General features: G+C 73.7%; 18 protein-coding genes and 3 pseudogenes. 10 read left to right on the forward strand and 11 right to left on the reverse strand.

Going from position 1 to position 19,410, the window contains the following annotated elements; translation table 11 throughout:
- Nucleotides 1–284: 284 nt before the first annotated feature.
- A complete protein-coding gene (locus tag ACVFI9_RS15920) occupies nt 285–602 on the forward strand; it encodes a LuxR C-terminal-related transcriptional regulator (protein ID WP_474763162.1) in 318 nt (105 codons plus the stop codon).
- Between the two features lie 135 nt (nt 603–737).
- Here ACVFI9_RS15920 and ACVFI9_RS15925 read toward each other — a convergent pair.
- A pseudogene (locus tag ACVFI9_RS15925) lies at nt 738–1,001 on the reverse strand (group I truncated hemoglobin); the annotation flags it as partial.
- Nucleotides 1,002–1,097: 96 nt separating this feature from the next.
- On the opposite strand from ACVFI9_RS15925, the gene ACVFI9_RS15930 reads away from it, so the two are divergent.
- Nucleotides 1,098–1,868, forward strand: coding sequence for a spermidine synthase (locus ACVFI9_RS15930; RefSeq protein ID WP_474763163.1), 771 nt, complete (start codon nt 1,098–1,100; stop codon nt 1,866–1,868).
- Between the two features lie 84 nt (nt 1,869–1,952).
- The gene (locus tag ACVFI9_RS15935) at nt 1,953–2,831 is read left to right on the forward strand and encodes a spermidine synthase (RefSeq protein WP_474763164.1); all 879 of its coding nucleotides are present in this window, start codon (nt 1,953–1,955) and stop codon (nt 2,829–2,831) included.
- Between the two features lie 52 nt (nt 2,832–2,883).
- Here the strand turns inward: ACVFI9_RS15935 and ACVFI9_RS15940 are convergent, their stop codons facing one another.
- From ACVFI9_RS15940 to ACVFI9_RS15950, 3 genes are read right to left on the reverse strand one after another with little or no spacing between them, the layout of a single operon-like run.
- On the reverse strand, nt 2,884–3,744 hold the full coding sequence (locus tag ACVFI9_RS15940) for a 5-oxoprolinase subunit C family protein (protein WP_474763165.1): 861 nt from the start codon (nt 3,742–3,744) through the stop codon (nt 2,884–2,886).
- Nucleotides 3,741–4,388, reverse strand: coding sequence for a 5-oxoprolinase subunit B family protein (locus tag ACVFI9_RS15945; protein WP_474763166.1), 648 nt, complete (start codon nt 4,386–4,388; stop codon nt 3,741–3,743). Before ACVFI9_RS15945 ends, ACVFI9_RS15940 begins: the two co-directional genes overlap by 4 nt.
- Entirely contained in the window at nt 4,385–5,146 is a 762-nt protein-coding gene (locus ACVFI9_RS15950) for a LamB/YcsF family protein (protein WP_474763167.1), read from the reverse strand. Before ACVFI9_RS15950 ends, ACVFI9_RS15945 begins: the two co-directional genes overlap by 4 nt.
- A gap of 48 nt (nt 5,147–5,194) precedes the next feature.
- On the opposite strand from ACVFI9_RS15950, the gene ACVFI9_RS15955 reads away from it, so the two are divergent.
- From ACVFI9_RS15955 to ACVFI9_RS15965, 3 genes are all read left to right on the forward strand, one after another.
- Entirely contained in the window at nt 5,195–6,391 is a 1,197-nt protein-coding gene (locus ACVFI9_RS15955) for a PQQ-dependent sugar dehydrogenase (protein ID WP_474763168.1), read from the forward strand.
- Nucleotides 6,392–6,511: 120 nt separating this feature from the next.
- Nucleotides 6,512–7,009 (forward strand): SprT-like domain-containing protein, encoded by a 498-nt coding sequence (locus tag ACVFI9_RS15960; RefSeq protein ID WP_474763169.1) that lies wholly within the window; start codon nt 6,512–6,514, stop codon nt 7,007–7,009.
- A 93-nt stretch (nt 7,010–7,102) separates the two neighbouring features.
- Nucleotides 7,103–7,720, forward strand: coding sequence for a CGNR zinc finger domain-containing protein (locus ACVFI9_RS15965; protein WP_474763170.1), 618 nt, complete (start codon nt 7,103–7,105; stop codon nt 7,718–7,720).
- A 27-nt stretch (nt 7,721–7,747) separates the two neighbouring features.
- Here ACVFI9_RS15965 and ACVFI9_RS15970 read toward each other — a convergent pair whose 3' ends face one another.
- Both ACVFI9_RS15970 and ACVFI9_RS15975 read right to left on the reverse strand, forming a co-directional pair.
- A complete protein-coding gene (locus tag ACVFI9_RS15970) occupies nt 7,748–8,380 on the reverse strand; it encodes a 2-phosphosulfolactate phosphatase (RefSeq protein WP_474763171.1) in 633 nt (210 codons plus the stop codon).
- A gap of 116 nt (nt 8,381–8,496) precedes the next feature.
- The gene (locus tag ACVFI9_RS15975; protein WP_474763172.1) at nt 8,497–9,762 is read right to left on the reverse strand and encodes a coiled-coil domain-containing protein; all 1,266 of its coding nucleotides are present in this window, start codon (nt 9,760–9,762) and stop codon (nt 8,497–8,499) included.
- Nucleotides 9,763–9,890: 128 nt separating this feature from the next.
- On the opposite strand from ACVFI9_RS15975, the gene ACVFI9_RS15980 reads away from it, so the two are divergent.
- The 3 genes from ACVFI9_RS15980 to ACVFI9_RS15990 all read left to right on the forward strand — a co-directional run bounded on the left by ACVFI9_RS15980 (nt 9,891) and on the right by ACVFI9_RS15990 (nt 12,844).
- Nucleotides 9,891–10,418, forward strand: coding sequence for a hypothetical protein (locus ACVFI9_RS15980; RefSeq protein WP_474763173.1), 528 nt, complete (start codon nt 9,891–9,893; stop codon nt 10,416–10,418).
- On the forward strand, nt 10,415–11,044 hold the full coding sequence (locus ACVFI9_RS15985) for a DUF1684 domain-containing protein (protein WP_474763174.1): 630 nt from the start codon (nt 10,415–10,417) through the stop codon (nt 11,042–11,044). The genes ACVFI9_RS15980 and ACVFI9_RS15985 overlap by 4 nt, the downstream gene beginning before the upstream one ends.
- Before the next feature lie 273 nt (nt 11,045–11,317).
- On the forward strand, nt 11,318–12,844 hold the full coding sequence (locus tag ACVFI9_RS15990) for a DEAD/DEAH box helicase (RefSeq protein WP_474763175.1): 1,527 nt from the start codon (nt 11,318–11,320) through the stop codon (nt 12,842–12,844).
- Nucleotides 12,845–12,946: 102 nt separating this feature from the next.
- Here ACVFI9_RS15990 and ACVFI9_RS15995 read toward each other — a convergent pair whose 3' ends face one another.
- From ACVFI9_RS15995 to ACVFI9_RS16010, 4 genes and pseudogenes are all read right to left on the reverse strand, one after another.
- Entirely contained in the window at nt 12,947–14,449 is a 1,503-nt protein-coding gene (locus ACVFI9_RS15995; protein WP_474763176.1) for a S1C family serine protease, read from the reverse strand.
- A 221-nt stretch (nt 14,450–14,670) separates the two neighbouring features.
- Nucleotides 14,671–14,973, reverse strand: a pseudogene (locus ACVFI9_RS16000) (SDR family oxidoreductase); the annotation flags it as partial.
- Between the two features lie 74 nt (nt 14,974–15,047).
- Nucleotides 15,048–15,491, reverse strand: a pseudogene (locus ACVFI9_RS16005) (ATP-binding cassette domain-containing protein); the annotation flags it as partial.
- Nucleotides 15,488–15,916 carry an ABC transporter ATP-binding protein gene (locus tag ACVFI9_RS16010; protein WP_474763177.1) on the reverse strand — a complete coding sequence of 143 codons (429 nt, stop codon included), beginning with the start codon at nt 15,914–15,916 and terminating at the stop codon, nt 15,488–15,490. The gene ACVFI9_RS16010 and the pseudogene ACVFI9_RS16005, both read right to left, overlap by 4 nt.
- A 92-nt stretch (nt 15,917–16,008) precedes the next feature.
- Between ACVFI9_RS16010 and ACVFI9_RS16015 the strand changes: the two genes are divergently transcribed.
- Nucleotides 16,009–16,512 carry an N-acetyltransferase family protein gene (locus tag ACVFI9_RS16015; RefSeq protein WP_474763178.1) on the forward strand — a complete coding sequence of 168 codons (504 nt, stop codon included), beginning with the start codon at nt 16,009–16,011 and terminating at the stop codon, nt 16,510–16,512.
- Between the two features lie 59 nt (nt 16,513–16,571).
- On the opposite strand, the gene ACVFI9_RS16020 is transcribed toward ACVFI9_RS16015, so the two are convergent.
- Nucleotides 16,572–19,385 carry a BTAD domain-containing putative transcriptional regulator gene (locus tag ACVFI9_RS16020; RefSeq protein ID WP_474763179.1) on the reverse strand — a complete coding sequence of 938 codons (2,814 nt, stop codon included), beginning with the start codon at nt 19,383–19,385 and terminating at the stop codon, nt 16,572–16,574.
- Between the last annotated feature and the right edge of the window lie 25 nt (nt 19,386–19,410).

Here is a 19,410-nt window from a genome sequence, read left to right on the forward strand (position 1 = left end):
TGAAGGCATGGTGGGTCTGGGAGCGCAAAGGTTAACTATATGCCGCGCGACGCGCTGTGTCCAGTCGAATCTTGACCTCTTCGCGAATCTCGGGTATAACCCGGGGCGGCGCGACCCCGAAACCCGCGCTGACGCGCGGTTCGGCGTCGAGCGGATGCCTCGTGCGCGACGTCCACCGACGGGGAACGCCCCCGCCGAATGGTCGGCGGGGGCGTCGCCCGGTGTGCTGCAGCTCGGGTCATCCGTTCCACTCGACGCGGACGGAGTCGGGAAGCCCGGGCACGATGCTCACCGCGAGTGCCGCCCCTGTCGGGCAGGCGGCACGAGCCGCGGGTCGTGGACGCGAGGCCACCGCGGACCTGCAGCACTCGGCGTCGCTCGCGGCGGCGTGCGAGGGGGCGCGCACACCGCTCCTCCTGTTCGCGGAGGGCGCCGAGCCGCTGACCCCGCGGGAGCGCGAGATCGCGTCGCTCGCGGCCCAGGGTCTCAGCTCCAACGAGATCGCGACGCGGCTGTTCCTCTCGCCGCGCACGGTGAACAACCACCTGCAGTCCACGTACGCCAAGCTCGGCATCCGCGGGCGCCACGAGCTGCGCGTCTGACGGCCCCCGTTCAGCGGATCGTGACGATGTCCCCTCGTGCCTGCTCCAGCCGCTCGCCGACGCCGCGACCGCGACGTTCTCGACGCCGAGGTCGGCGAGGCTCGTGAGCAGCGTGGACACGATGCGGTCGAACGCGGCATCCGTGATCTCCATGCCGGCGTGCGCGTCCCGCAGGCTCCGCCCCGAGAACAGCTGCGGCCCGCCGAACGCCGCCGCCAGGAACGCGCGCTGGTGCGCCTTCTGCCGCTCGAGGTCCACGCCCTCGAACCACGGCGAGAGCTGCTCGTCGGCGACGACCCGGTCGTAGAAGACGGTGACCGCCGCGCGCATGCCGTCGGGTCCGCCCACCTGGTCGTAGATCTCGGGCATTCGTCCTCCTCGTGCGTCCCATCGGATCATGGCCGGATGCCGCGTGGGAGCACCTGAGTAGCGATTGCTCGCCGTCCGGCCACCACGGATTCCGTCACGGCACGGCGAACGTGGCACGATGCACGAATGACCCAGCCGCACATCGAGTTCGAGCCCGAGGTGTTCTCGTCGTCCGGCCTCACGCTCCTCGTCGACGGGACGGCGCAATCCCACGTCGACCCCACCGAACCCCGGCGGCTGTTCTTCGAGTACGTGCGGCGCATCGGCCACGTGCTCGACGCCATGCGCCCCGCCGGCGAGCCGATCACGGCGGTGCACCTCGGCGGCGGCGCGCTCACGCTCCCCCGTTACGTCGCGGCAACCCGTCCCGGCTCGACGCAGGTGGTCGTCGACCACGACGCCGAGCTCATCGACACGGTGCTCGCGCGCCTGCCCCTGCCCGAGGCATCCGGCATCGAGGTGCTCATCGCGGACGCGCGCGATGCGCTCGTGATGCTCGCCACGAGGTCGTCGCCTCCACCGCTCGACGTCGTGGTCGTCGACCTCTACTCGCGGCTCGACGCACCCGAGTTCGTCGATGAGGTGTCGTTCATGGCCGGATGCCTCGGCCTCCTCGCTCCCGGCGGACTCGTGGTCGTGAACGTGGCCGACGCCGCGGGCCTGCGCCGCATGCGGGCGCAGACCCGCGCCCTCGCCCGCGCTGACCCGGCCGCCGACCTCCTCGTGGCGGGAGACACGGGCGTGCTGTCGGGAGCCGAGGAGGGCAACGCGATCCTCGTGGCCGCACCGTCCGGCCTGCCCGACGGACTCGAGGAGCGGCTCGGCACCGCCGGCCCGTTCCCCGCGACCGTGCTCACCGGGCACCGCCTGGACGCCGCGCTCTGGAACGCGTGCTGACCCGAACGCTCGCCCCGCCTCGCGGGTGAGGCGTGACGCGTGACGCGTGAGGCGTGAGGCGAGGCGCCGGGTAGCGTGGCATGCGTGCCCGCCGCGTCATCCGACCCCTCGCTCGAACGCCGCCTCGCCGTGAGCGGCCACCTCGCCCGGCTCGAGGAGTCGCGGCAGTCGCCCGGATCGTGGACCCTCTACGTCGACGGCACGCCGCAGTCGCACGTGGAGCTCGACCGGCCCGACTGGCTCGGCTTCGAGTACGTGCGGCGCATCGGCCACGCGATCGACCTCGTGCGCCCACCGGGAGAGCCGATCACGGCCGTGCACCTCGGCGGCGGCGCGCTCACCCTTCCCCGCTACGTCGCCGCCACGCGGCCGGGCTCGCGGCAGCAGGTGGTCGAGCTCGAGTCCGACCTCGTCGACCTCGTGCGCGAGCACCTGCCGCTCCCCCGCGGTGCCCAGGTGCGCGTCCGGCACGGCGACGCGCGCGAGGTGCTGCAGAAGCTGCCGCACGGCCTCGACGGTGCGGTCGACGTCGTCGTGGTCGACATCTTCTCGGGCGCGCGCACCCCTGCGCACGTGACGAGCATCGAGTTCTACGAGCTCATCGCCCCGCGACTCGCGCCGGGCGGCATCGTCGCCGTGAACGTCGCCGACGGCGCGGGCCTCGCCTTCGCGCGCCCGCAGGCGGCGACCCTCGGCCACGTCTTCGCGCATGTGGCGATCGCGGCCGACACGTCGATGCTGAAGGGTCGGCGGTTCGGCAACGTGGTCATGTACGCGTCGAACGACGAGCTGCCGTTCGCCGAGCTGCCGCGGCGCCTCGCGAGCGACCCCGCCCCGGCGAAGCTCGTCGAGGGCGACGAGCTCCGGCGGTTCATCGCGGGCGCGCCGGTGGTGACGGATGCCACGGCCGTGCCCTCCCCGCCGCCGGCCCGTTCGGTCTTCCTCTCGAAGCCCGACGCCTGAGGCATCCGCCCCGCCCCGCTCCCGCCCGACTCCCCGACGAGGTCGGGACGGCTCACGCGTGCCGGAACCGCACGCCCTGCCCCGGCCGGAGCTGCGCGACGGCGTCGAGCGACCCGCGCGCCACGACGGCGACCACGGGGTACCCGCCGGTCACGGGCCGGTCGGCGAGGAGGATGGTCGGCTGGCCGCCGCTCGCGACCTGGATCGACCCGGGCACCGTCGCCTCGCTCTCGAGCTCCCCGTCGGTGGACCGTTCGAGCGCCGGGCCCACGAGCCTCGCGCCGATGCGGTCGGCCTGCTCCGAGAGCCGCCATTCGGTGTCGAAGAGCGCCTGCCGCGCGGCATCCGTGAACCAGTCGGCCCTCGGACCCGGCCGGAGCGCGAGCGTCACGGTGCCCGCCGGCGGCGGGAAGGCGACGACCTGCTGGACGACGGGCACGGATGCCACGGGCGCCGCGCCGAGGTCGAGCACGTCGCCGGCCTGCACGGGATCGGGTCCGATGCCCGCGAGCGTGTCGCGCGAGCGCGAGCCGAGCACGGCCGGAACGTCGAGCCCGCCGCGCACCGCGAGCACGTACCGGATGCCGCGCTCGGCCACGCCGACTTCGAGCACCGACCCGTCGGCCGCGCGGGCCGCGGTGTACGGTGCGATCGCCCGGCCATCGAGCCGGAGGCTCCCCCACGCTCCGGTCACGGCGAACCATGCCTCGCCCTCGAATCGCGCGCGGAACCCGCCCACGAGCAGTTCGAGGGCCGCCGCGCCGTCGGGATTGCCGACGAGGCGGTTCGCGAGGGCGAGGGCGCCACGGTCGAGGGCTCCGGATGCCGCGACGCCGAGCCGCGCGAAACCCGGTCGCCCGAGGTCCTCGACGACGGCCAGCGGCCCCGGCTGCTCGACGTGGAGGCGGGTCATCCCACGCCGATCGCCTCGAAGCGCACCCGGCGACCGGGCACGAGGAGCGAGGGCGGGTCGGCCTCGGGATTCCAGAGGTCGACGGAGGTCCGGCCGATGAGGCGCCAGCCGCCGGGACTCTGCCTCGGGTACACGCCGGCGAACGCCCCGGCCAGTGCGACGGCTCCCTGCGGCACGCGCGTGCGCGGGGCACCGAGCCTCGGCACCTCGAAGGGCCAGTCGTCGCTCACGAGATAGCCGAATCCGGGCGCGAAGCCGACGAACGCCACGCGCCATTCCGCGGCGACGTGGCGGGCGACGAGCGCCTCGGTCGAGACGGCGAGGAGCGCCGCCGTCGTGGCGAGGTCCTCGCCGTCGTATGCGACGGGGATGGTGACGGGCCGGGCGGCGGCGCCGGCGGCGCGCGAGCCCGCCTCTGCCGGCACGCGTCGCACCCAGGTCGCCGCGGATTCGAGCGCGATCACGCCGGGGTCGATCGCCACGAGGATGGTCCGCGCCGCCGGCACGAGCTCGACGATGCCCTCCGGTCCGCGAGCCTGTCGAAGGGCGGCCTCGAGCGCGTCGTGGAGCGCGAGCACTTCCTCGAGGCTGTCGCACTCGACGAGGAGGGCCGACTCACCGCTCGGGAGCAGGCGGCGGCTCATGCGAACGACCGGATCTCGACGCCGGCGGTCTCGAGGGCGGCCCGCACGGCCCTGGCGAGCTCGACGGCGCCGGGGGTGTCGCCGTGCATGCAGAGCGAGTCGGGCGAGAGCTCGAGCCGGCTGCCGTCGTCGGCGGTGATGCCGCCGGTCTCGGCGAGCTCGAGCGCTCGGTCGGCGGCCGCGGCCGGATCGTCGACGACCGCGCCGAGCTCGCCGCGCGGCACGAGCGAGCCGTCGGCGACGTAGCCGCGGTCGACGAACGCCTCGCGGGCGTAGCGGAGGCCCGTGGCATCCGCGGCGCGCTCCAGTGCGCTGAACGGCGGCCCGAGGATCGGCAGCGACTCGTCGTAGCGGGCGAGGGTCTCGGCGAACGCGTGCGCCGCCTGCTCGTCGGTGGCGAGCCGGTGGTACAGCGCGCCGTGCGCCTTGACGTAGCGGACCCGGATGCCGGCACCGCGGGCGATGGCGTCGAGCGCGCCGAGTTGCGCGAGGAACTCCGCGGCGATCTCGGCCGGGCTCGTGTCGAGCGCGCGGCGGCCGAAGCCGACCCGGTCGCGGTAGCCCGGGTGCGCACCGAGCACGACGCCGTGCCGGATCGCGAGGCGCACGCTGGACGACATGGTGAGCGGGTCGCCGGCGTGGTAGCCGCACGCGATGTTCGCGCTGGTAACGACCCCGAACATGGCCTCGTCGTCGCCGACGCGCCATGCGCCGAACGACTCGCCGAGGTCGCTGTTGAGGTCGATCGCAGGCCGCATGTTCCCATTCTGCCGCCGCCCGGCGCACACTGAGGACGGGGAGGCCGGATGCCGCAGACCACGAGCACGGGGAGGTCGCCACGTCGCGCGACCCGTCGGCGGGCGGCATCCTCGGCGACGATCACCGTCGCGCTCGCGTTGGTCGGCGGGCTCGCCGCGTGCACCCCGGCACCCGCGCCCACGCCGACCCCCCTGCCGGTGCCGTCGACCGCTCTGCCGTCGACCGCCGCAACGCCGGCCGCGCCGCCCGTCCTGATGCCGTCGGGTGCGCCCGAGCCGCTCGCGGCGGGCCTCGACGCGCCATGGTCGATCCTCCGGCTGCCGACGGGCGGGGTGCTCGTGAGCGAGCGCGACACCGCCGACATCGTCGAGGTGCTCGACGACGGCTCGCTCCGCGTCGCCGCGACGGTGGCCGGCGTCGTGCCGGCCGGCGAGGGCGGGCTCCTGGGACTCGCGTTCCGCCCGGGCCACGGGCAGGACCCGGCGTGCGTCTACGCGTACTTCACCGCGGCATCCGACAACCGCATCGTGCGGATGCCGCTCACGGGCGCTCCCGGCTCGCTCGGCCTCGGCTCGCCCGAGGACGTGCTCACGGGCATCCCGAAGGCCGGCAACCACAACGGCGGGCGGATCGCATTCGGGCCGGACGGGTTCCTCTACGCGACGTCGGGCGACGCCGGCAACCGGGACGCGGCGCAGGACGTGGCCTCACTGTCGGGCAAGATCCTGCGGATGACCCCCGAGGGGCAGGCCGCGCCCGGCAATCCGTTCGGCAACCGCACGTGGTCGTTCGGGCACCGGAATCCGCAGGGCATCGCGTGGGATGCATCCGGCGGCATGTGGGCCGCCGAGTTCGGGCAGAACGCGTGGGACGAGCTCAACCGCATCGAGCGCGGGGCGAACTACGGATGGCCGGTCGTCGAGGGCCGGGCGGGCGATGCCCGGTTCGTCGATCCGGTGGTGCAATGGCCGACCGACGAGGCGAGTCCGAGCGGCCTCGCGATCGTGGGCGACACGCTGTTCCTCGCGGCGCTGCGGGGCGAGCGCCTCTGGTCGGTCGCCCCGGCGACCGCGGGCGGGGAGCTCTCGGCGACGGCCTGGTTCCCGGGCGAGCTCGGCCGGCTCCGCGATGTGGTCGCCGGCCCCGATGGCGACCTGTGGTTCATCTCGAGCAACACCGACGGTCGTGGATCCCCGGGCCGCGACGACGATCGGCTCTACCGCGTGCCGCTCGCCGCGCGCTGAGGGGCGGCGCCCCGCCGCCCACGGCGTCGAACGGCGGGCTGCGGCGCGCGAACGGCACCCGGCCCCCCTTCGGGGGTCATTCCGGCCCTGCACGACAGTGGCCGGGTCTATTCTCATCCCATGGCGGATCTGCAGCGGGTTCGACGATGGGCCGATGCCCTCATCGTGCTGCATCTCGATGCGGAGGTCTGGAGCTTCGGCTTCGACAACGCCAAGAAGCGCGCCGGACTCTGCAACTACACCGCCAAGCGCATCTCGGTCTCGCGCTACCTGGCCGCGCGCTACGACGACGACGAGATCCACCAGATCCTCCTGCACGAGGTCGCGCACGCCATCGCGGGTCCGCGCGCCGGGCACGGTCCGAAGTGGGCCACGATCGCCGCCGACCTCGGATACGTCGGCGAGCGGACGCACGACGGCGAGGTCGCGCACGAGCTCGCGCCGTGGGTCGGTCGGTGTCCGGCGGGGCACGAGCATTTCCGCTACCGTGAACCGAGTCGTCCCCTGAGTTGCGGCGTATGCCGACGCGGGTTCGATCGGGCCAACCTCATCGTCTGGCGCCACCGCGAGATCACCTCGGCGGTGCGACGCCGAGCCGCGAGCGCGGCCTCGGGCTGAGCGATCGATACCGCCGGATCGTCGCATGCCACGGGGCGCATGCACCGGTCGGGACGCGCGTGCGGGGCATCCGTAACCGGCTAGGATGGTTGCATGCCCGTCTCCACCGTGTCCATCCCCGTCGGACAGTGGTTCACGTCCACCGAGGGCGTGCGGTGGTGGTTCGACTCGGGCTCGTTCGCACTCGACTTCGCGTACACGGGCGCGATCGGCGGGAACCCCGCGTGGGACCGGTTGCACGCGCCCGACGACCTGACCGCGTGGCTGCACGACCGCTTCCCGGTCGTCATCGGCACCGCGCGCTCGCGCGACCTGTTCGACGCCATCTCCCTGCGCGATGCCATCGGCCGCATGGCGACGGCGGCCGCGCACGGCGAGCCGCTGCGCACGAGCGACATCGACCTCGTGAACCTCTACGCGGCGACCCCCGACATCCCGCCGGTGCTCGCCGGCGGCTCGCGCCAGGCCGGCCGCTCGGTGCAGACGGTTGCCCAGGCGCTCTCGACGATCGCGCGCGACGCCGTCGACCTCTTCGACCCCGCGAATGCCGGGCGCATCCGCGAGTGCAGCGGGAACGACTGCGAGATCGTCTACCTCGACACCTCGCGGGCCGCGACGCGCCGGTGGTGCTCGATGCAGCGCTGCGGCAACCGGGCGAAGGTGCGGGCGCACCGGGCGCGCGCCCGGCAGGTGGTCGAGCCGGCCGCCTGAGCGGCGTGGTGTGAGGCGCGGCGCAGGCTAGGCGCGGAAGACGTCGCCGTGCAACTCCGGCACGACCCGGGTGATGTCGAGCTGCGTCGCGAGGCGCACCTCCGACTTGCGGCCGGCCGCCGTGAGCTCGACGCCCGAACCCGACGCGCCGATCAGGTGCACGAACGCCCGGCGCAACCCCTCGAACGCCGCCGATGCCACGGCCGCCTCGGGCGAGGTGTGGTCGACGCCGAGGGCGACGAGCGCGTCCACGACCGCGCCGGCGGTGAGCTGGTCCTCGATGGCGAGGCGGTCCGCCTCGCCCACCGCGACGATCGCGACGAGCATGCGCTCACCGCGCTCCTCCTGCAGGGAGAGGATCCGCTCCGCGACCGCGGCGCGGTTGCGGAGCGAGGCGGCGAGCACGAGCGGGCGGCGGTCCGCGGCGGCGTGCGCGGCATCGACGGCGGCGGATGCCCCGGCGGCGTCCGGGCCGTCCAGTCGCGTCTCACCGCCCTGCTCGGCGGTCACGACCGCCTCGGTCGTGAACAGCAGTGCATCGACGAGCACGACCACGTGCGCGCCCGGCACGATCCGCCCGGCACCCGCGGCGCCCCAGTCGAACCGGACCTGGTACTTCGCCTGATCGAGGGGCGTCGTCGTATCGCTCGAATCGCTCACCGCGACAGGCTAGCCCCGCCGTCGCCGAGCACGCAGCCGGGGCATCCGTTCGTGACGAACCGCGACGCTGCGGCGATCGACGCCGACGGGAAGCGCCACCCGTCGCGCCACCCGCCCTACCGCCCGTCGCCCATGGCGTCGTACCTCGCGAGCGCCTCGGCGTCGCTCGCGCGCGACGCGGCGCGACGTGCGGCGTCGAGCGCCATGACGGGGTCGGCCTCCTGGCGGGCGATGACGAGCTGGCGCTCGGCCTCGGCGAGCCGCGTACGCGCGTCGGCGCCGATGCGGCCGCCGCCCCGCTCGATGGCCGCGTGCGCCACGCGCAGCTGGCTCTCGGCGATGGCGATCGCGCCGCCGAGCGCGCCGCGTGCGCCGTCGAGCCGGCCCTGGGCGTTCCGCGCCGCCGCTCGCGCCACCTCGAGCCGGTCACGCGCCGCGCGCAGCCGGTCGCGGTCGGCGAAGGGGTCGCCGGCGAGCTCCGCGCGCGTGGCCAGCACGGCAGAGGCGTCGCCGATCGCGGTGCCGAGCGCGGACTGCGCTCCGGCATCCTCCTGGCGGTCGCGCTCCTCACGGGCCGCTGCGAGGTCGGCGTCGAGCGCGGCCGCCGATTCGGCGGCGTCGGCCTGCGCCGTTGCGAGCACCAGTTCGACGCCCTCGATGTCCGCGAGGTCGCGCTCGGCGCGCGCGATGCCGTCGGCCGCGACGGCGACCCGGTCGGCGGCCGGGTCCGAATGCGAGATCCGCCGTTCGGCCTCGTCGAGTGCTGCCGCCGCCCCGGCGAGCGCCGAGTCCACGCGCGCCGCCGCCCCGTGCGCGCCGGCGAGCGCGCCGGGTGCGAACCTCGTGGCGAGCCGGCCGAGCGCGGCGACCGCCTCGTCGCGCCGTCGACCGAGTCGTGCGGCATCCTCGCGGAGCGCGGGCACGCCCTCGCTCGCGCCGCGCTCCGCCCTGCGACGTGCGCCGAGGGCGGCATCCGCCCGGGCGATCTCACCGAGCACGGACTCGCACAGCTCGACGATCCGCGTCGACCAGCGCTGACGCTCCGCCGCCGTGTTGGGCTCGGCGTCGTCGAGTCGCTGCTGCAGGAGGAACGCCTCGCGCAGGCGGCCGCGCGCCGTCTCGAGTGCGTCGCGAACCTCGCGCGCGACGGCGGCACCGAACTGCGCCTCGGCGAACGCCACCTCGCGATCGGCCTCGCGCACGGCGGTGTCGGCCTGCACGATGAGGCCCTTCGCCCGAACCTCGAGCCCGCGCCCGGCGTCGAGCGCGGCCCGCTCGCGACGAGCGCCGACGCGGCGGAGCCCCACGGCGCCCGCGACGAGCGCGACGACCGCCCCACCGAAGACGAGGAGGGAGGGCAACCACCAGAGTCCGTCGGCCATGAGCGGGAGTCTAGGCCGTGCCCGTGGGCCGCGGCTGGGTTTCCGCGCGGCATGCCAGCGCGGTCCCGCAGCCCGTGAATCCGCCGGACGCGCTTGGCACCGGCATCCGCTCGTCCTACCCTCGGCACATGCGGGTGCTGCTGAAACTCACGCTCGATTGCACGCCGGATGCCGCGTGGCGGGCGCTCCGGAGTCCGGCCGTGCTGCGGGAGGTCGTCGCCCCGTGGCTCGACTTCTCGTCGCTCGAGGAGGAGGGCCTGCCGACCGTCTGGTCCGAGGGACCGCACCGCGTTCGCGCACTCGCATTCCGCCGCTGGCCGGCGGGCGAGGAGCTCGTCGACGTGAGCTATCCCGGCGGCCTGCCCACGGGCGTGCGCATGCTCCGCGACGCGGGCGGCGCGCTCACCGGACCGCTCGCGATCTTCGACCGCTGGGACCACCGCATGGCGGTCTCCGAGCTCCCAGACGGACGCACGCTCTACCGCGACCAGCTGATCGCGCACGCGGGTCCGCTCGACCTCGTCGCGTGGTATCCGACCTGGGCGTTCTGGCAGTGGCGGGGCATGCGCCTCCGGCAGCTGGCTCCGGGCTGGTCGTACGACCCGCCCGGCACCGCGGATGCCGCGGCCACGGCGAGCGCGGCGGACGCCGCGTGACCGACTCGATCGGCTCCCTGCAGCTCGCCGACTGGCGCCGGCGGGTGTTCGGCCTGTACGCGGGCGTCCGGCAGCTCAGCGCGAAGGACCCGGCCGCCGGCCACGAACTCTGGGTCTCGGGGCGCGACGAGCTGTTCGCGGGACATCCGCAGTCGCCGCTCCTTCCCGACGATCGGGCCCGATTCACCGGACTCACGGTCGCGCGCTACGACCCCGACTGGCGATTCGAGCTCGAGGTGCGCCGAGCGGAGGAGCCGGTGCGCATCGCGGTCGACAGCGCGTCCGACGGCGTGATACCGTTCGCGCTCGTGGGCACGGTGCGCGTGCCGGCGCTCGGCACGCTCGACGTGTGGCGGCTCGCCGGATACGGCGGCGGGCTCTTCCTGCCCGTGAAGGATGGCCTCGCCGGCCGACCAGGCGGAACCTACGGCGGTGGGCGTTACCTGCTCGACACCGTGAAGGGCGCCGACCTCGGCCCGGGCGGCCCGGTCGACTCGCTCGTCATCGACTTCAACTTCGCCTACAACCCCTCGTGCGCCTACGACCCGTCGTGGTCGTGCCCGCTCGCGCAGCCTGGCAACACCCTGGCCGACGACATCCCGGTCGGTGAGCGGATGCCGCGCTGACGGCATTCCCTCAGGGGCATCCGCTACAGTGGACACCGGCGTCGGTCCCTGAGCCTGTCGAAGGGCGCGATCGAACCGTCGCCTGCGTCGTAGAAACGCTTCCGGGCAGGGCCTCTCACGAGGGCGCCCGATGACTCTCATACGGCGAACGGATGCGCCGACCGGCGTCTTCGCCAATCTCCCATCGTCGGGTCCGATCCGCCGCTCCCTGCGCCAGCCGAAGGGCGCGGCCCACTCGACCCGCGACGATGTGCTCTGCCCCCGAAAGGCAACATGACCGACATCACCTTCGGCGCGCTCGGCGTGCCCGCTCCCCTCGTCGCCGCCCTCGCGGCCGACGGCAAGGCCACCGCATTCCCGATCCAGGTGGACACGCTGCCCGACACGCTCGCCGGACGCGACGTGCTCGGCCGCGGCAAGACCGGCTCGGGCAAGACCATCGCGTTCGCGCTGCCCATGGTGGCGCGCCTCGGCACCTCGCTCGCCGGCGGCCGACGTCGCCCCGGCCGTCCGCTCGGCCTCGTACTCGCTCCGACGCGCGAGCTCGCCACGCAGATCACGCAGACGTTCGAGCCGCTCGCGGCCGCGTACGACCTGAAGGTCACCACGATCTTCGGCGGCATCAACCAGACCCGCCAGGTCGCCGCCCTCCGCGCAGGCGTCGACATCGTCGTCGCCACCCCGGGCCGTCTCGAGGACCTCATGAAGCAGGGCTTCCTCTCGCTCGACGCCATCGAGATCACCGTGCTCGACGAGGCCGACCACATGGCCGACCTCGGCTTCCTCCCGGTGGTCACGCGCATCCTCGACAAGACCCCGCGCGGCGGACAGCGCCTGCTGTTCTCGGCCACGCTCGACAACGGCGTGGACAAGCTCGTGAAGCGGTACCTCCAGAACGAGGTGCTCCACTCCGTCGACGAGGCGAACTCCCCGGTCGCCGCGATGACGCACCACGTCTTCGAGATCGACGACGTCGACCAGAAGAACGAGCTGGTGAAGACGCTCGCGTCTGGCACGGGCCGCCGCATCCTCTTCATGCGCACCAAGCACCACGCGAAGAAGCTCGCGAAGAAGCTCACCGAGCAGGGCATCCCCGCGGTCGACCTGCACGGCAACCTGTCGCAGCCGCAGCGCGACCGCAACCTCGCCGCGTTCGGCGACGGCTCGGTGAAGGTGCTGGTGGCCACGGATGTCGCGGCGCGCGGCGTGCACGTCGACCACGTCGAGCTCGTGATCCACGTCGACCCGCCCATGGAGCACAAGGCGTACCTGCACCGCTCGGGTCGCACGGCCCGCGCCGGCAGCGAGGGCGACGTGGTCACGATCTGCCTGCCCGCCCAGAAGCAGGACCTCAAGACACTGCTCCGCAAGGCGGCGATCACGGTCACGCCGCAGCGGGTGACCCCCACCTCCCCCGCGGTCGCCACGCTCGTGGGCGAGGTCGCCCCGTTCGTGAAGCCGCTGCCGAAGGCCGCGGTGCAGCAGCAGGGCGGCGGCCGATCGCAGGGCGCCAACGCGCAGCGCAAGCGCGCCGCGCGCGGCGGCCGCGCCGGCCAGGCGGACGTCGCGCCCGCGACGCCGCGTCGTGACCGCTCGGGTCGTCCGGCCGAGGCGAAGGCGCACGCGCCCAAGCAGGGTGCGGGCCACAGCCGTGGTGCACAGTCGACCGGCGCGGGCCGGTCCCTGAGCTCGTCGAAGGGCGGGGCATCCGGCCGCTCCACCGCGAAGCAGCCGCTCCGCGTGGGCAGCCTCGTCTCGCCGTCGCGCGGCGCCCGCACCAACCGGCGCGCGCAGGGCTGACGCCCGCAGCTTCCGGCACTCGACACGACGAAGCCCCGCCGCCGACCGGATGGTCGACGGCGGGGCTTCGCGCTGCGTGCCGTGGCAGGCGTGCGGAGGTGATCAGTACGCCGCGTAGAACGTGCCCAGGGCTTGGTCGACGGCGTCGAGGTCGGCGTCGCCGATGGCCTGCGCCGCGACGATGACGGAGTAGCTGCCCGTGTAGTCCTGGGCGCCGACGACGACGTAGGTCGCGCTGCCGCCGCATCCGGTGAAGATCTCCCAGACGCCGGCGTGGAGTCCGTCGTCGAACGGCTCGCGGCCGGTCGAGACGCAGCCCTGTGCGGCGAGGTCGCCCGTGATGAGGTCGGCCGCGGCATCCGGAGCCATCCAGGCCGCGGCCTGCGACGCGTAGACCGTGACGCCCGGCGTGCCCCACGTGCCCTGGTACCCGGCGAGGTCGGGTGCCGCCGAGACCTGTTGCCAGGTGATGCCGTTCTCGTCGGTGACCGCGGAGCCGTCGACCTGGGCCCACGACGCCGGCACCTCGAGGGTGATCGAGCCGGAGTCGTCGGTGACGCTCACGTATTCGCCGGAAGCAGGCTCGTCGGTGCCGCCGCCGACGACCGGCACGGCCGTGAGCGCGTCACCGTTGAACTGGCCGCGGTAGTACGCGTCCTCGGCCGGGCGGTAGAGCTCGACCGCGAGGGTCGCGTCCTGCCCATGCGTGCGCAGCACGTCGCAGTACTCCTTCATGGTGCCCTCGGTGGCGAGGCTCACGCCCTCCATGCGGGTGAGCAGGTCGCCGGGCTCGACGCCCGCCGCGTCGGCGGACGAGCCCGACTTCACCGAGTTCACCCAGATGCCGAGTCCGACGCCGTCTTCGCCGACAAGCGCCTCGCCGTTGATGCCGAGGCTCAGCACGTCCTCGCCGTCGACGAGGTCGCCGATGACGTCGAGCACGGCGTCGCGGTGGATCGCGTAGTTGTAGTCGAGCTCGTCGTTGCCGGCGTAGTTGACGCCCACGAGCGCACCCTGCGGGTCGACCAGCGGGCCACCCGAGTTGCCGCCGCGGATGCGCGCATCGTGCTCGATGACACCGTCGATCGAGGCCCACGGCGTCTCGCCGCTCGTGCTCGCCTTGGAGACGATGCCCTTGGTCTCGGTGAACGTCGGGTCGCCGAGCGGGAAGCCGGCGGCATACACGTCGAGCGCGGTCTCGATCTCGCCCCTGCGCCAGTCCATGAAGGGATAGCTGCCCTTCTCGAGCTGCACGACGGCGAGGTCGAGGCACTCCGAAGAGCCGAGCACCTTGGCGCTGAGCTCGTTCGTGGTGTCGCCGCCACGCCACACCTTGAGGGTGCCCGCGCCCGTCACGACGTGGTTGTTCGTGACGGCGAGCCCGTCGGAGGTGATGAGGAAGCCGGAGCCGCGGCCGGCGGCCTCGTAGCCGCCCTCCTCCGGCGAGACGAACGTGCCGACGGCTTCGAGCTGGATGGTGGCGGACTGCACGCCGTCGAAGCCGACGGGGCGGTCGGCGGAGCCGGTGGAGACGCAGCCCGCGAGCATCGCGGCGACGGCAGTGGCGCCCGCGAGCGCGCCGAACTTGGTGAGGTTCTCAGACATGTGCACGAACGTATGGCCGGGGGCGTATACGGCAGCACCGGGGTACCACCGGGGGCGGGCAGCGGTGCCCCTGAACGCCGACCCGGGGTTATCCCCGAGACACGGCGCGTCGCGGCGAGGCTCGAGCCGGCCGCACCGCTGTTGCCGGTCATGCGGAAGCCGCCTCCATCGACCGTGATCGTCTGCCCGGTGATCCACCGCGCCTGGTCGGTGAGGAGGAAGAACGCCGCACGCGCGATGTCCCAGTTGTTGCCTTCGGTCTGCAGCAGCACGTTGTTCGCACGCAGGCTGCGCTGCTCCTCCGACATGCCGCGCGCGGCGAACGCGCCCCAGATCATGCCGACCCGTACGCGGTTCACGCGGATGCCCCGTGCTGCGAGGCTTCCCGCCGCCCCTGACGTGAGCTTCTCGAGCGCGGCCTTGCCGAAGGAGTAGGGCAGCCCCGGCCCGCGTCCTTCCGCGGCCGCCGACGAGATGGTGACCATGGATGCCCCGCGATCCATGTGCCGTTGGGCATGCCGCATGACGTACCAGACCGCGGCCCCAGGACGATCGCCCTGGCGATCAGCACTCGCTGGCGTTGGCCGCCGCTGAGCTCCTGCGGGAACCGGTGGACGAAGGATTCCGCGGGCGTCAGTCCGACCAGCTCAAGCGCCTCGATGACCTTGGCGTAGACCTCGTCGCGCCCCCTGGCGATGCCGTGCAGCGTGACGATCTCGCCGATGGTGCGACCGACGGTCTTGCGGGGGTTCAGCGAGCCGGACGGGTCCTGGAGCACGGCCTGCACGGTACGCCGGTAGCCCTTGCGCTGGGCGGCGTTCATGTGCGCGATGTCGACGCCGTCGACCTCGATGCTTCCGGATGTCGCGGGGATGAGCCCCAGGAGCATCCGGGCGAGCGTGCTCTTGCCGGACCCGCTCTCGCCGACGATCGCGACGAACTCGCCGGGCCGGGCGGTGAGGTCGGCGTCGACCACGGCGGCGACGTCCTGCCCGCCGCGCCGCGACCGGAACACCTTCGACGCGTGCTCGACCTGGATCATGCGTTCGCTCCGTCCGTCACGAGGGCGTCGATCTCGCGGCGCAGCTCGGGGGTGATGGACCACAGGTCCACGCCGTCGTCGGTGAGGCTGCGGACGCTGCGCAGCAGGGCCTGGGTGTAGAGGTGCCGCGGCGCGGTGAGCACCTGCCGGGACGGCCCGGATTCGACGACGCGACCCGCGTGCATCACGGAGATGGTGTCGGTCATGCTCGCGACCACCGCCAGGTCGTGCGAGATGAGGATCAGCGAGGTGCCGAGGGTGGTGACCGTCTCGTCGAGCGTGTTCAGGACCTTGCGCTGCACGGTGGCGTCGAGCGCGGTCGTCGGCTCGTCGGCGATAGCCCGGCGGCCCGACGATCGTTCGCCGCTGCCGACCCGTGAATAGTGGCAACAGCCGACGGCGCGCTCAACGAACGCTTCCATCATGCGGAAGCGTTTGGTCCCGGCGATGGCCGCGCGGCGGCGCCGTGCGTCGCGCTCGATTTCGCCTCTCGCGCGTGCTGGCTTAGCCTCGTGACATGAGCACCGAAGTTGTTGCCGATGTCGTCGTCCGTCCCATCCGCGACTCGGATGTGGAGGCGCTGGGTCGGGTTCACGCCACCTGCTGGCACGAGACCTACGACCACCTGATCAGCGCGGCCGCCTTCGAGAACCTGTCACCGCGACGCATGGCGGAGCTCTGGACGCACATGGCCGCACGGGGCGAGGAGTACAACCAGTACGCGGCCCTCGTCGACGGCGAGATCGTCGGGTTCGTCGGCTCGGGGCCCGCTCGCGATGACAACCCGCCCCGCGAACGCGAGCTCTACTTCATCTACCTGCTCCACGCGTACCACGGCACCGGCATCGGCCAGAAGCTCTTCGACGCGGCGTGCGGCGACCGCCCCGGCTACCTCTGGGTCGCCAAGGACAATCCCCGCGCGCACGCGTTCTACAAGCGCAACGGCTTCGTCGCCGACGGCGCCGAGCAGCTGCAGCCCTTCCTCGGCGAGGAGATCCTCGAGGTGCGCCTGGTCCGCTAGCAGCGCGGCGCCGACGCCCGACGGGTTCGGTGCCAGACGGGTTCCCTCGGTGGAACCCGTCAGGCGGCCGCGCGTGCCGTCAGCGTGCTCGTGAACTCGTACAGCCCGGCCAGGTCGAGCCTCGATCCGACGGCCATGGCCTGGGCGCGCTCGCGGGGCGTGAGCGCCTCGGCGACCCGCTGCCGGTGCACCTCGACGTCGGCGCCCTCGGCGATGACCGGGTTGTAGTCGTAGCGGGCGCCGAGCCGGTCGACCGCGGCGAAGATCACGGCCCCATCGTAGTGTCGCTCGAGGAGTGCGCACGCGCCGCCGACGAGGTGCGAGAGCGCGAGCGCGCTCGTCGGATGCCCCTCGTCCAGCGCCTCCCCGATGCCCGGCACGAGCACCGCGATGGCGTCCCTCCCGCGCCGCACGTCGACGAGCACCTTGCCGGTCAGGTACGTGGCCGAGCTCGCGATCCACTCGTATCCCGTGCGCAGGGCCACCGAGCGGGCCGAGTGCAGCGCCTCGAGCGCCTGCGCCGGCCGCCCCAGGCTCCGCAGCGCCTGGCCCTCGCAGAGCAGGACCGAGCACTGCACCCATGGTGCGACGGAACCGAGCAGGGCCTCGGCCTGCGCGACGAGCGACTCGGCGGCCTCCTGGTCGCCGAGCAAGCTCCGTCCGTAGGCGGAGTAGCCGAGCAGCACCGCCTGTCGATCGACGTCACCGGCCGCCCGGGCTGCGGCGAGGGCCGGTTCGGCGTACGGGAGGGCCGCCTCGACACCGCCGCTCTGGAAGGCGAGCAGCGCGACGCCGAGGAGCGCGCGGGCCTCGACGGCGGGATCCGCCACGCCGGGCACGGCGAGCGCCCGAGCCACCTCGGCGCGACCGTCGACGAGTCGACCCTCGCGCATCCAGTGTTCGGCCTGCCCACCGGCGATCCGAAGCGCCGTCTCCCGGTCACCGGCGTCGATGGCGGTGTCGAGCGCCAGCCGGAGGTCGGGCGCCGCGGCGATCAGCTCGTCGCGCGCGGCGTGGCGTTCGTGGCCGCGGATCTCGGGCCCGAATCGATCGGCGAGGTCGGCGTACCAAGCGGCGTGCCGTGCACGCCAGGCCGCGGCATCCGCCGCGCCGAGCGGATGCCTCGCCCTGACGAACGCCTTGACGGACTCGAGCACGCGGTAGCGGCGGGGCCGACCCTCGCGCTCGACGACGGCGAGGAGCGACTGCTGGGCCAGGCGGGCGCCCGCGGCGACGGGGTCGTCGCCGTGGACGGTGCAGACGGCCGCGACATCCGCGAGATCGAAGGTGCCGGCGAACCACGCCAGTTGTGCGAGCAGCTCGAGCTCGGCCTCGTCGAGCAGGTCGATGCTCCAGCCGATCGCGGCGTTGAGACTCGAGTGCCGTCCGCCGCGCGGCTCGGCCGCTGCGGCCGCGGATCCGAGCATGGAGTGCACGAGCCGATCGATCTCCATGACGCCGAGCCGCGCGGCCGCGAGCTCGAGCGCGAGCGGCACGCCGTCGAGGGCGGCGCAGAGCGACCGCACGTCGTCGAGGTTGGTGTCGTCGAGCACGAAGCCGGGGCGCGCGTCGGCGGCGCGTTCCGCGAACAGCTCGACCGCGTCGTCGGCGGTGGCGCCGCCGAACGGCGCGACCGGGACGAGGCGCTCTCCGGGGATGCAGAGCGGCTCCCGGCTCGTGACGAGCACCGCCAGCCCCTCGCACCGCTCGAGCAGACGGCGCGTGAGCGCGCGGCACTCGTCGAGCACGTGCTCGGCGTTGTCGAGCACGACGAGCGCGCGACGCCCGTCGAGCCGCCGCACGATGGCGTCGGCGTCGTGGCTCGTCGCACCGACCGCGTCGGCTGCGGCCGCGACGACTCCCGCACCCTCGGGCACCGCGGCGAGGTCGACCATCCACTGCTCCTCATCGAGTTCGCGGCCGCTGCGGCGCGCGCTCTCGATGGCCAGTCGCGTCTTGCCGACGCCGCCGGGGCCGACCAGGGTCACCAGCCGGGCACCGGTGCGCGCCTCGGCGATCGCCTCGAGCACGTCGAGCCGACCGACCAGCCGGGTCAGCGGCAGCGGGATGCCGTGCCGCTCGACGTGGGTCCGGCGGCGAGCGGGCGCGATGACCGACCGATCGGCCCGCAGCACCGACGTCCGCAGTTCGGCGAGTGCCGGCGGAAGCTCGAGGCCGAGCTCATCGGCGAGCACGTCGCGGAACGCGTCGATGGCGCCGAGGGCCTCGCTCGTGCGCCCCGCGCCCGCGAGCGCGAGCGCCTCGAGCCGTACGGGCTCCTCGGCCAGCGGGGTGCGCGACCGGAGCACGGCGATGCCGGCGAGGGCGGTCTGGAAGTCGCCGCGTTCGAGGTGCAGTGCGGCCAGTTCCTGCCCCGCGAATCGTCGCTCCTCCGCCAGCTCCGCCCGGAGTTCGACCGCGAACGGCAGGTCGGCGAGGTCGGTGACGGGATCGCCGCCCCAGAGCACGTCGGCGAAGTCGAGTCGGTTGAGCAGGCCGGGGTCGGGGAGGCCGGATGCCACGGCGGCGCGCAATTCGCGGATCGCGCCTCGAAGGCGCAGCACGTCGACCTGCGCGGGGCCGACGTCGAGCCGGTATCCGCCGCGCCCGCCCGAGAGCCAGGGCCCGAGCGGTCCGGCTCGCAGCTTCGACACGTTCACGCGCACCGACACGGAGGCGGTGTCGGTCGGCTCCGCCCAGAGCGAGCGGACGAGCTCCTCGGTCGACACCGCGTCGCCTGCGGCGAGGGCGAGCCGGCCGACGATGCCCCGGGCGATCTCACCCCGGAGGGGCAGATCGGCGCCGTCGACGCGGACGACGAGGCGCCCGAGGAGTTCGACGGCGAGAGGAGTAGGGTCCTTCGCGGTGGTCACCGCGTGATTCTAGGCGTGCCGGGTC

The organism is Agromyces sp. NSFZ (assembly GCF_056156205.1).

Coding starts and splice junctions, on each gene's coding strand:
- ACVFI9_RS15965 (WP_474763170.1), top strand. CDS start 7,103: ATGCCCGTCTCCACCGTGTCCATCCCCGTCGGACAGTGGTTCACGTCC.
- ACVFI9_RS15955 (WP_474763168.1), top strand. CDS start 5,195: ATGCCGCAGACCACGAGCACGGGGAGGTCGCCACGTCGCGCGACCCGT.
- ACVFI9_RS15950 (WP_474763167.1), bottom strand. CDS start 5,146: ATGCGGCCTGCGATCGACCTCAACAGCGACCTCGGCGAGTCGTTCGGC.
- ACVFI9_RS15960 (WP_474763169.1), top strand. CDS start 6,512: ATGGCGGATCTGCAGCGGGTTCGACGATGGGCCGATGCCCTCATCGTG.
- ACVFI9_RS15930 (WP_474763163.1), top strand. CDS start 1,098: ATGACCCAGCCGCACATCGAGTTCGAGCCCGAGGTGTTCTCGTCGTCC.
- ACVFI9_RS15995 (WP_474763176.1), bottom strand. CDS start 14,449: ATGTCTGAGAACCTCACCAAGTTCGGCGCGCTCGCGGGCGCCACTGCC.
- ACVFI9_RS15945 (WP_474763166.1), bottom strand. CDS start 4,388: ATGAGCCGCCGCCTGCTCCCGAGCGGTGAGTCGGCCCTCCTCGTCGAG.
- ACVFI9_RS15920 (WP_474763162.1), top strand. CDS start 285: ATGCTCACCGCGAGTGCCGCCCCTGTCGGGCAGGCGGCACGAGCCGCG.
- ACVFI9_RS16010 (WP_474763177.1), bottom strand. CDS start 15,916: ATGATGGAAGCGTTCGTTGAGCGCGCCGTCGGCTGTTGCCACTATTCA.
- ACVFI9_RS16015 (WP_474763178.1), top strand. CDS start 16,009: ATGAGCACCGAAGTTGTTGCCGATGTCGTCGTCCGTCCCATCCGCGAC.
- ACVFI9_RS15990 (WP_474763175.1), top strand. CDS start 11,318: ATGACCGACATCACCTTCGGCGCGCTCGGCGTGCCCGCTCCCCTCGTC.
- ACVFI9_RS15975 (WP_474763172.1), bottom strand. CDS start 9,762: ATGGCCGACGGACTCTGGTGGTTGCCCTCCCTCCTCGTCTTCGGTGGG.
- ACVFI9_RS15940 (WP_474763165.1), bottom strand. CDS start 3,744: ATGACCCGCCTCCACGTCGAGCAGCCGGGGCCGCTGGCCGTCGTCGAG.
- ACVFI9_RS15980 (WP_474763173.1), top strand. CDS start 9,891: ATGCGGGTGCTGCTGAAACTCACGCTCGATTGCACGCCGGATGCCGCG.